Raw genomic sequence first — 9,204 nt, 5'->3', positions numbered from 1 at the left:
CAGATTTGCACATCGGAGCCAATACAAAGCCCGGCCTCACGACCGGGCCTTGGTGTTTTTAGCGTGTTAAACAGCCAACGTTTGGTTTTTACCTGCCAAGAGAGGGCCAGATAGCCGGTTATTCCCGCCATTTTCGGGCTATATCCGGGCCTTATCAGCCATTTGAACGAGTCTACAAGGGGTCAAATCAGGCTTCTGCCGCTTGCTGACTACAGGGCAGTCCCATGTTGACCACCTCCGCTTCCATCTGCACATCGATCTTGAAGCCAAGCCGTTTGGCTAGGTTGGGAATACCGAGATTGCCGGATTCATCAGGTACAGTTCAAGCAAAGAGACCTTCCCGACGGGAAGGCCTCTTTGCTTTATCTATCAACTGATTACCATCACTCGGTCGATTTATCAGGGCTTCTCTTTGTTGCCAATGCTCAGGCCGAGCTTGATGGAGAGTGCTGCCAGTAGCAGCAGCATCATGATCAGGGAGAAGAAGTTGCTGCCGAGTTCCGGGTATTGCACCTTGAGCAGCGCGGAGTGGCCGAAGACACCGATAAAGAAGCAGAGCAGGGTACAGATGGGGGTGTTGCCCACCATGGGTTCATGGCGATAGTGCTGGAACAGCTGATAGGCCGCCAGCCAGAGGGCAATCAGCGGGAAGAAGGAGAAAGGCACGACCGAGTTGGTCAGCACGGCCAGAGAAGCATCGCCACAGATACCAATCAGCATGGCCATTGCAAGCGGTTTTTTCGGGATCATAAGCTGTTCAGGCATGTCGTTCTCCATCCTGTGGTCATGGGTGAGGTTCACGGCGCTTCTGGTTTTGTACCTCGGCGCCCATGGCGATCATCCGCAGCTGGCGAATTGTTCGGTCGGAGAGTGCACGGCACTCTTCGCTGGTCATGTCGAGTGCATCGGCACCGGCACTGAAGACGATGGTGACCATGGCTTCTGCCTGGATGTAGGCATCTTCCCGTGGTGCTTCTGTGGTGGCTTCCAGATAATCGGTCAGCTCTGCGATAAAGTGCTGGATTTCGCGAGCCACCGCCTGACGAAAGGCGGCCGAGGTGCCGGAGCGTTCCCGCAGCAGCAGCCGGAAGATGTTGGGGTTGTTCTCGACGAACTCCATAAAGGTCTGCACCGAGGTGCTGATGACACTGCCACCACCGGCAATGCGCTGGCGTGCCTGTCGCATCAGTTGGCGCAGGGTAAGACCTCCTTCGTCAACCAGGGTCAGGCCCAGTTCCTCCATATCGCGAAAGTGGCGATAGAAAGAGGTGGGCGCGATACCCGCTTCGCGAGCGACTTCCCGCAGGCTGAGATTGGAGAAACTCCGATTGGCGCACAGTTGTCTGAATGCAGCATCAATCAATGTACGCCGGGTTTTTTCTTTTTGTTGAGCGCGAATACCCACGAAATCAGTCACCTTCAGCTTAACGAGGACAAATGATAACCCGAAGGCGCCTCAGGATCAGGTTTGTATCCTACTTTTTTACCATTGACCGTGAGGAAATCACCATAGAAAATGGCTAACAGCTGTTCGCTGAAAGGATGCAATGAGATGGCCAGACCCCCCATTATTTTGACTAATACCCTGCTGTTCTCCCTCTCCGGGATAGTGGCGTTGATTGTCGTGCCCTGGTACGGCATGAGCCACGGTTACGATCTCTGGCAGTGGGCCAGTTTCCTGTTGTTGTTCTGCCTGAGTGGTCTCTCCATCACCGCAGGCTATCACCGGCTCTGGTCGCACAAGGCTTACAAGGCGCACCCCGCTTTGCAGTGGTTATTTGCCATCGGCGGTGCGTTGGCGCTGCAGAATTCGGCCCTGCACTGGTCGGCCGATCACCGCCGTCACCATCGTCATGTGGATGACAACGATAAAGACCCCTACAGCGCGGGGCGCGGTTTCTGGTATTCGCACATCGGCTGGATGTTGCGGGAGTATCAGGGAGATCGCTATGGTGATTACAGCAATGTGCGAGACCTGCAAAACAACCCGGTGGTCGCGTTTCAGCACCGTCACTATCTGACGCTGGCACTGGCGGCTAATCTGGGGCTGCCGCTGCTGCTTGGCCTGTGGCACGGGGACTTGCTCGGCATGTTGCTGTTGGCGGGCGTGCTGAGGATGGTGATGACTCACCACACCACCTTCTTCATCAACTCGCTGGCCCACATCTGGGGCAGTCAGCCCTATACCGATCGCAATACCGCTCGCGATAACGGCATCCTGGCTTTTTTCACCTTTGGCGAGGGGTACCACAACTTTCACCACCTGTTCGAGAATGACTACCGCAACGGCATTCACTGGTGGCAGTTCGATCCGACCAAGTGGTTGATCCGGCTCGCCTCCTGGTGTGGTCTGGCGGTGGATCTCAGATCCTCGCCGGAGGAGCGTATCGAACAAGCCCGGCTGCAGATGCAACTGAAACGGGCACAAGCCAAGTTGCGCAAGCAGGAAGATCGTGAACTGTGGCAGGCGCTGCTGCAGGAGGAGTACGACAAGCTGAGCCAGCAGTTACAACACTATTACGCCAGTCGCAAGCGGCTGCTGGAGCTGCGCAAGCGCAAGGCGCTGGCGCGCTATGACCGCCTCAAGCTGCAACTGGAGTACCGGGCCCTGCGTGACGGCTTCATCGCTGGTAAACGCAACTGGAGTCGTTTGCTGGCAGGTATTGCATGATGCCGTCCGGTTATCACAGAGACTAAAAGAGAAGACCGCCTGCTGGCGGTCTTCTCTTTTATGATTCAACTCAAGCTAGTTGGCTTGGCTCTGCTGTTGCTGTAACTGATCCAGTGCCTGTTGCTCCTGCTGGCTAAGACCCAGTTGTTCACAGGCCTGCTCAAAGCTGATCCCCAGATGGCACATCATGATATCGATGGCGGGCAGATAGTTTTTCATAGCTTCTTCCATGGTGATCCTCCAGACCCGTCACTTATGCCCTGAACCACTCGGGGCGGCAATTAGACTTTAGGCTTAGTCTGTCCATTTGATCAGCACCCCTGCCACTGGGGTAGGGAATTTGTTACCCTGCATCATGATAAAAACGGTTGCCGTATGACTGCGAGCAACAGGTGAGGAGCAGGGCATGTTATTGAGTTTCTTGATCATCGCTTCAGGTTGGTGGCACATCCGTGCTGCCTACGGTTCAGACAGCCGCCAGTTCTATATCAGCAAGCCGCTGACCATGCTGTTTATCATTGCGTTGGCGTTCGGCTACCAGAGTTATGACCACGATGGCTCACACGCCTGGATCCTGCTCGGCCTCTGCCTCTCGCTGGCGGGCGATGTGCTGCTGATGTTGCCAAGCGATCGCTTCATTCAGGGGTTGGCGGCATTTCTTGTCGCGCATATCTGCTATATCGTCGGCTTTGCCCAGGGGCCGCTGTTGCTCAATCTGGTGGATGGTTTGCTGCTGTTGCTGATCGCCGGCATGGTCTTTGGTCTGCTGTGGGGCAAGCTGGGGGAGATGCGGATCCCGGTCTTCTGCTACATGCTGGTGATCATCGGCATGGCCTGGGTGGCCGCCGGTGCTTGGCACGCCTCTCTCACTGCCGGTTCTGCCGCAGCTCTGGTGGGGGCACTGATGTTCCTCTTCTCCGACAGCATGCTGGCGCTCGATCGCTTCCGCCGCCCCTTTCCCCACGCTCGAGCCTGGGTGATGAGCAGCTACTTCGCAGCGCAATTCCTGATTGCAGGGTCGCTGGCGGGATAACGTCTTCTGGTTGAGTACAGGTAACAGATAACGAAAAACGGGCATTGGCCCGTTTTTCGTTTTATGCCCGGCGTTTTTCACGCCTCTAGCGGTTCGGCATCCGCTGCCCGTGGGGCGGGGGATTTGAGCAACAGCATCAGGCCGCTGGCGATCAGCAAGAAGATCCCCATGATGTAGAACACCTGGTTGTAGGCCATGATGGCCGCCTCCCGGTTGATGGTATTGGCCAACATGGCGTGGGCTTGCTGCTGAGCAATCTCGGGACCTGAACCCTGCGCCATCATGCTCTGGGCCAGTTGCAGCAGATAGTTTTGCCCTTCGATACTGCTGGCGGCCAGAGTGCTGCCAATCTGCAGCACATGGGTGCGGGTATCGCTGTCGAGCATGGTCGCGATGATGGCGATACCGAACGCACCACCGAGGTTGCGCAGCACGTTGAGCAGGGTCGAGGAGGAGGGGATCTCGTCGTGGCTCAGGCTGGCGGTGGCGACCAGGGAGAGCGGCACCATGATGAAGGGCTGCCCCAGCGCCCGCACGATGAGCGACTGGATCAGCTGCGGCCCGGCGTAGTCGGCACTCATGTTGACGTTCATAAAGCAGCTGACGGCGAAGATCAGGAAGCCGAAGCTCACCAGATAGCGCGGATCTATCTTGTGGGTCAGTTTGGGCACCAGCGGTAGCACCAGCAGTTGCGGCAGCCCCATCCACATCAGTACTTCGCCGATTTCCAGCGCGTTGTAGTTGTGGATCTGGGTCATGTAGAGCGGCAGCACATAGATGGAGCCCATCAACGCCATGCCGAGGATCAGATAGGCGAAGCAGGCCAGCGCGAAGCGCGGGTTGTGCAGCAGCCGCAGATTGACCAGCGGGTGACGGCGGATCAGCTGGCTGATGACAAAGAACACCAGCGCCACCGCCGAAATGACTGCCAGTCGCACGATGAAGCTTGAGCCGAACCAGTCTTCCCGGTTGCCTTCTTCCAGTACCACCTCCAGCAAGCCGAGGCCAAGCGCCATGGTGACGATGCCGATGAGGTCTACCCGCTTGATCACCTCCCGGTCCACCGGTTTTTTATCAAGCCCGTGGGCCAGCATGGCCATCACCAGCAGTCCCGGCGGCACGTTGAGATAGAAGATGTAGTGCCACGACATCTGCTCGGTGAGCCAGCCGCCGAGGGTTGGGCCGATGGCGGGGGCGAAGGTGGCGCAGAGGCCAAACAGCGCCATGCCGGTGGCCCGCTTCTGTAACGGCAACAGGGTGACGATGAGGGAAAAGGCCATCGGGATCAGCGCCCCGCCAGTAAAGCCTTGCAGCGCCCGGAAGACGATCATGCTGGTGAGGTTCCAGCTGAACGAGCAGAGCACGGAGGCAGCGATAAAGGCGCCGGTGGTCCAGAGCAGGTAACGGCGCACACTCAACCCCCGGCTCAACCAGCCACTCAGGGGGATGGCGATCATCTCCGCCACCAGATAGGAGGTGGAGATCCAGGAGCTTTCGCTCAGGGTGGCCGACAGGGCCCCCTGAATATCCTTCAGGGAGGCATTGGTGATCTGGATATCGAGGATGGCCATGAAGGCGCCGATAAGCCCCCCCATGACTGCGATCCAGTTGCGACGTGGAATGGGTTCCATCAGTTGGCAGCCACCACGGGCTCAGGAGTGCGGGTATCCACGATCACTTCGGTGGAGAGACCCGGCAGCAGCTTGCCTGCCAGCGGACCTGGCTCGGGGATGCGGATCTTTACCGGCACCCGCTGCACGATTTTGGTGAAGTTACCAGTGGCATTCTCCGGCGGCAGCAGGGCGAACTTGGCGCCGGTCGCCGGGGCCAGGCTGTCGATGATCCCCTCGACCGGTTGATCCGGGTAGGCATCGAGCACCACTTCGACCTTCTGGCCCGGCTGCATATGGGCGAGCTGGGTCTCCTTGAAGTTGGCCTCGACCCACACCTGCTGCAGCGGCACCAGGCTGGCGACCTGCATGCCGGACTGTACGTAGAGCCCTTCCCGCAGGCTGCGCTTGCCGATGATGCCATCGGCCGGTGCCCGCAGTTCGGTGTAGCCGAGCTCCAGCTTGGCCTGCTCCAGTTGTGCTTCGCTCAATGCCAGCTTGGCCAGATTCTGTTTGCGCTCGGCATCCAGTACCAGCAGTCGCTCACGGGCCGCTTGCAGGGCGGCTTGGGCCTCCCGGGCTTGCGCCTGATTGACCTGCAGGCCGGCACGTACCTCGTCCAGACTGTCTTGCGAGCTGTAGTGGCGCTGGTTGAGCTGACTGATCCGGTTGACCTGCTGGCTGGCGCGCAGCTGTTCGGCATTGGCGGAGGCGACCTTGGCCTCGGCCTGCTGGATCAGGCTCAGTTGTTGGGTGCGGGTGGCCGCCAAATTTTCGGCCGTCGCCTGATTGAGGCGCAGGTCGGCTTCGGCCTCCGCGACCCTGGTTTTGTATTCGCGATCATCGAGCCGAGCGATCAGTTGGCCCGCTTTGACCGGCTGGTTGTCGGTGACCAGCACTTCGCGGATATAGCCGGGCAGCTTGGAGCTGATCCCGGTCACTTCACTTTGCAGATAGGCGTTGTCGGTGCTTTCAAAATAGCGGCCGTGAAGATACCAGTAACCGGCGAACAGCAGACCGAGCAGCGCCAATATCATGGCTGCCAGCAGGGGAATTTTTTTGTGTTGACTCATTTTTGTGATTCCTGAACTTAAGGGGCGCAGGCTAACACTGGTCAACTGTTTCGATTAGTATTGGTTCACGAGATATACAGTTTCACTGGTGCAACAATGGATCTCAATGCCGCGTTAATTCTGGTGCGTATCGTCGACAAGGGCTCGTTTACGGGGGCCGCCCGCGAGCTGGGGATGACCAAGGCGATGGTCAGCCGCCGCATCGCCGAGCTGGAACAGCGGCTCGGTGTGCGTCTACTCTATCGCTCCACCCGTCAGCTCACTTTGACCGAGGAGGGGGAGAAGTACTACCTGCACTGCAGCAAGGCGGTCGATGCCCTGACCGAAGCCGAGTTGATGCTGAGCGCCAGCCAGCAGGAGGTAACCGGCACCCTCAAACTGGCGGTACCCATCGAGACGGGGCAACTGGTGGTTGGGCGCTTGGTCGCCAAGTTTTTGCAGGCCTATCCCGCCTTGCAGGTGGAGCTGGAGCTGACCAACCGGGTGGTGGACCCCATCAGTGAAGGGCTGGATGCGGTGGTGCGGATTGGCGACATGAGCGACTCCAACCTGGCGGCGCGCCGACTCTGGAGCACCGGAAGGCTGCTCTGTGCCAGCCCGGACTATCTGGCCCGTAGTCCGGTCATCGAGCGGCCGGAGGATCTGGCCAACCACGAGCGAGTGACGGTGAGCAGCGGGTTTCTCGCCTCTCACTGGTGCTTCGAGCTGGATGGCAGAGAGGTGCTGGTTGACCCCCCATCCCGTTTTCGGGTCAATAATATTACCTGTGCCCGGGAGGCGGCGAAGGCGGGGCTGGGGTTGGCCTCGTTACCCGCTATGCTCTGTCAGGATGAGCTGGCCAGCGGCGAGCTGGTGATCCTGCTGCCAGAGTGGCAGCAACCCAGGGTGCCGATTTATTTGCTGTTTCCGGAGCGGCAACTGATGCCGCGCAAGTTGCGGGCATTCATCGATTTCATGATTGAAAATGGCGCCGAGTTTGGCATCGACAAGTTGTTGTAAGGGGGGAGCTATGGATAACTGGATCAATCTCTATCGCGCCTCACACACCCTGGAGGCACACGCGTTGAAAGGGGCGCTGGAGGCGGAAGGGGTGCTGGTGCGCCTCAATGGCGAGGGGCTGTCAGGCGCCCTTGGCGAGTTGCCGGTCGACATGTTGCAGGTGACCCTGATGGTGCGGGCCGAGGATCGCAGCAAGGCGGGACGGGTCATCGAGCGTTACCAGCAGCGTCAGGGTAACGGCTGGCTGTGCGGCCAGTGCGGGGAGGAGAACGGCGCCAACTTCGACGTCTGCTGGCGTTGTCATCACGATCCCCACGACAGCTGATCTCTCTTCCGCTAGCGCGGCGGGAACTCGATATCTTCCCCTGCGCTGGCATCGTGATAGGTCGCCAGATCCAGCTCGTTTTCGCTGCGGGCGATCAGCACCGACACCAGAATATCCCCCGATACGTTGACCGTGGTGCGCGCCATGTCGAGGAGCCGGTCAATGCCTGCAATCAGTGCCACCCCTTCCAGCGGCAAGCCCACTGCCGTCAGGGTCAGGGTCAGCAGCATCAATCCGGTGCCCGGGGTGCCAGCGGTGCCGATACTGGCCAGGGTAGCGATGCTGATGATGGTCAGGTAATCGACCATGTGCAGATCCACACCGAATGCCTGAGCTACGAACAGCGCAGTCACTCCCTGATAGAGGGCGGTGCCATCCATGTTGATGGTGGCGCCGATGGGCAGCACCTTGGCGGTGATGGCGGGGGAGACTCCCAGCCGCTTCTCGGCGCAGGCCAGACTGATGGGCAGGGTGGAGTTGCTGGAGCTGCTGGTAAACGCAACCGCCTGGGCGTCAACGATGCTCTTGAAGTAGTGCAGCGGATTGAGCCGTGCCAGCAGGAGCAGCAGGGTGCTGTAGACCCCGAGCACGTGCAGCAGGCAGCCGAGGTAGACGGCGCCGATCACCTTGAGCAGTGGTAGCAGCAGGTCGAGGCCGTACTTGCCGGTCATCCAGGCCATCAGGGCGCAGACACCATAAGGGGCGAGAGCCATCACCATCTGGGTCAGCTTGAACATCCCCTCGGCCAGCGAGGTGAAGAAGAGGATGGCGGGGCGGCCACGGCGACCGCTGGCATTGAGGGCGACCGCCAGCGCCACCGCAAAGACGATCACTTGCAGGATCTTGCCATCCACCATCGCCTGTACCGGGTTACTCGGCACCAGATGGCTCAGCACGCTGGCCAGGGTGGGTGGTTCCGACATGCCGATCCGCTCATAGGGGCCCATGTCGGCGCCCATGCCGGGTTCCAGCAGCCAGCCCATCATCAGGCCGATGCAGATGGCGATGGCGGTGGAGCAGAAGTAGAGGCAGATCGCCTTGCTGCCGATGCGATCGAGGGCCTTGCCCTTGAGCAGCGAGGTGAGACCGGCGATGACCGAGCAGAAAATGAGGGGCACCATCAGCATCTGGATGGTGTTGACGAACAGGACGCCAAGGGGCTTGAGCAGCAGGGCTTGCTCTTCAAAGCCGACGCCCAGACCCACCCCTGTCAGCATGCCGATCAGGGTCTTGAGCCAGAGTGGTCGGCGGGTCCAGATCTGCCAGGGCTTGAGAGCCTCTCCATGGAACAGCATGACGCCAATATCCTTATACATTGTCTGCGATGGCCAAAAAGGGGCGCCAGTGTAGCGATCCCTGACGCGGGTTGCCACATTATCGACAAAGCAGTGGCGGTGACCACTCCCCTGACCAGGAAATGCGCAATTTATTGGCCTATATCAAGATCCCTCCGGGCGGGGAGATATTTAATTGGCATTAAATATGTTCATTAT

The 9,204-nt window shown here is 59.2% G+C and carries 10 protein-coding genes; 4 read left to right on the top strand and 6 right to left on the bottom strand.

The genetic code is table 11. The features are described 5' to 3' along the window. Positions 1 to 399 precede the first annotated feature (399 nt). Both G5179_RS18315 and fabR read right to left on the bottom strand, forming a co-directional pair. Entirely contained in the window at positions 400 to 765 is a 366-nt protein-coding gene (locus tag G5179_RS18315) for a YijD family membrane protein (protein ID WP_139442142.1), read from the bottom strand. A gap of 19 nt (positions 766 to 784) precedes the next feature. After that, on the bottom strand, positions 785 to 1,405 hold the full coding sequence (gene fabR / locus G5179_RS18310; protein ID WP_421258861.1) for an HTH-type transcriptional repressor FabR: 621 nt from the start codon (positions 1,403 to 1,405) through the stop codon (positions 785 to 787). A 147-nt stretch (positions 1,406 to 1,552) separates the two neighbouring features. On the opposite strand from fabR, the gene G5179_RS18305 reads away from it, so the two are divergent. Next, a complete protein-coding gene (locus tag G5179_RS18305; RefSeq protein ID WP_421258860.1) occupies positions 1,553 to 2,671 on the top strand; it encodes a fatty acid desaturase in 1,119 nt (372 codons plus the stop codon). 75 nt (positions 2,672 to 2,746) lie between these two features. On the opposite strand, the gene G5179_RS18300 is transcribed toward G5179_RS18305, so the two are convergent. Further along, positions 2,747 to 2,890: a hypothetical protein gene (locus tag G5179_RS18300; RefSeq protein WP_162182404.1), complete on the bottom strand. Its 144-nt coding sequence runs from the start codon at positions 2,888 to 2,890 to the stop codon at positions 2,747 to 2,749. A 187-nt stretch (positions 2,891 to 3,077) separates the two neighbouring features. On the opposite strand from G5179_RS18300, the gene G5179_RS18295 reads away from it, so the two are divergent. Beyond that, on the top strand, positions 3,078 to 3,704 hold the full coding sequence (locus G5179_RS18295; protein ID WP_421258859.1) for a lysoplasmalogenase: 627 nt from the start codon (positions 3,078 to 3,080) through the stop codon (positions 3,702 to 3,704). A gap of 77 nt (positions 3,705 to 3,781) precedes the next feature. Here the strand turns inward: G5179_RS18295 and G5179_RS18290 are convergent, their stop codons facing one another. Beyond that, positions 3,782 to 5,335, bottom strand: coding sequence for a DHA2 family efflux MFS transporter permease subunit (locus G5179_RS18290; protein ID WP_421258858.1), 1,554 nt, complete (start codon positions 5,333 to 5,335; stop codon positions 3,782 to 3,784). Next, positions 5,335 to 6,387 (bottom strand): HlyD family secretion protein, encoded by a 1,053-nt coding sequence (locus G5179_RS18285; protein ID WP_021231553.1) that lies wholly within the window; start codon positions 6,385 to 6,387, stop codon positions 5,335 to 5,337. The genes G5179_RS18290 and G5179_RS18285 overlap by 1 nt, the downstream gene beginning before the upstream one ends. A gap of 96 nt (positions 6,388 to 6,483) precedes the next feature. On the opposite strand from G5179_RS18285, the gene G5179_RS18280 reads away from it, so the two are divergent. Together G5179_RS18280 and G5179_RS18275 are read left to right on the top strand one after the other, a co-directional pair. Continuing rightward, positions 6,484 to 7,386, top strand: a complete 903-nt coding sequence (locus tag G5179_RS18280; protein ID WP_019444678.1) for a LysR family transcriptional regulator — start codon at positions 6,484 to 6,486, stop codon at positions 7,384 to 7,386. Between the two features lie 10 nt (positions 7,387 to 7,396). Continuing rightward, positions 7,397 to 7,711 (top strand): DUF2007 domain-containing protein, encoded by a 315-nt coding sequence (locus G5179_RS18275; RefSeq protein WP_005339933.1) that lies wholly within the window; start codon positions 7,397 to 7,399, stop codon positions 7,709 to 7,711. An 11-nt stretch (positions 7,712 to 7,722) separates the two neighbouring features. Here G5179_RS18275 and G5179_RS18270 read toward each other — a convergent pair whose 3' ends face one another. Then, a complete protein-coding gene (locus G5179_RS18270) occupies positions 7,723 to 9,006 on the bottom strand; it encodes a dicarboxylate/amino acid:cation symporter (protein WP_421258857.1) in 1,284 nt (427 codons plus the stop codon). Positions 9,007 to 9,204: the final 198 nt, after the last annotated feature.

Source organism: Aeromonas sp. 600886 (assembly GCF_049174935.1).
Taxonomy (GTDB): domain Bacteria; phylum Pseudomonadota; class Gammaproteobacteria; order Enterobacterales; family Aeromonadaceae; genus Aeromonas; species Aeromonas veronii_A.
Note: the sequence above shows the minus strand (reverse complement) of the source record. Positions and strands in the feature narration are given on the sequence as shown.

Bases quoted from the DNA above. Each gene is read 5' to 3' on its own strand.
- G5179_RS18275 (WP_005339933.1), top strand. From the start codon at position 7,397: ATGGATAACTGGATCAATCTCTATCGCGCCTCACACACCCTGGAGGCA.
- G5179_RS18270 (WP_421258857.1), bottom strand. From the start codon at position 9,006: ATGCTGTTCCATGGAGAGGCTCTCAAGCCCTGGCAGATCTGGACCCGC.
- G5179_RS18315 (WP_139442142.1), bottom strand. From the start codon at position 765: ATGCCTGAACAGCTTATGATCCCGAAAAAACCGCTTGCAATGGCCATG.
- G5179_RS18280 (WP_019444678.1), top strand. From the start codon at position 6,484: ATGGATCTCAATGCCGCGTTAATTCTGGTGCGTATCGTCGACAAGGGC.
- G5179_RS18300 (WP_162182404.1), bottom strand. From the start codon at position 2,890: ATGAAAAACTATCTGCCCGCCATCGATATCATGATGTGCCATCTGGGG.
- G5179_RS18285 (WP_021231553.1), bottom strand. From the start codon at position 6,387: ATGAGTCAACACAAAAAAATTCCCCTGCTGGCAGCCATGATATTGGCG.
- G5179_RS18290 (WP_421258858.1), bottom strand. From the start codon at position 5,335: ATGGAACCCATTCCACGTCGCAACTGGATCGCAGTCATGGGGGGGCTT.
- G5179_RS18305 (WP_421258860.1), top strand. From the start codon at position 1,553: ATGGCCAGACCCCCCATTATTTTGACTAATACCCTGCTGTTCTCCCTC.
- G5179_RS18295 (WP_421258859.1), top strand. From the start codon at position 3,078: ATGTTATTGAGTTTCTTGATCATCGCTTCAGGTTGGTGGCACATCCGT.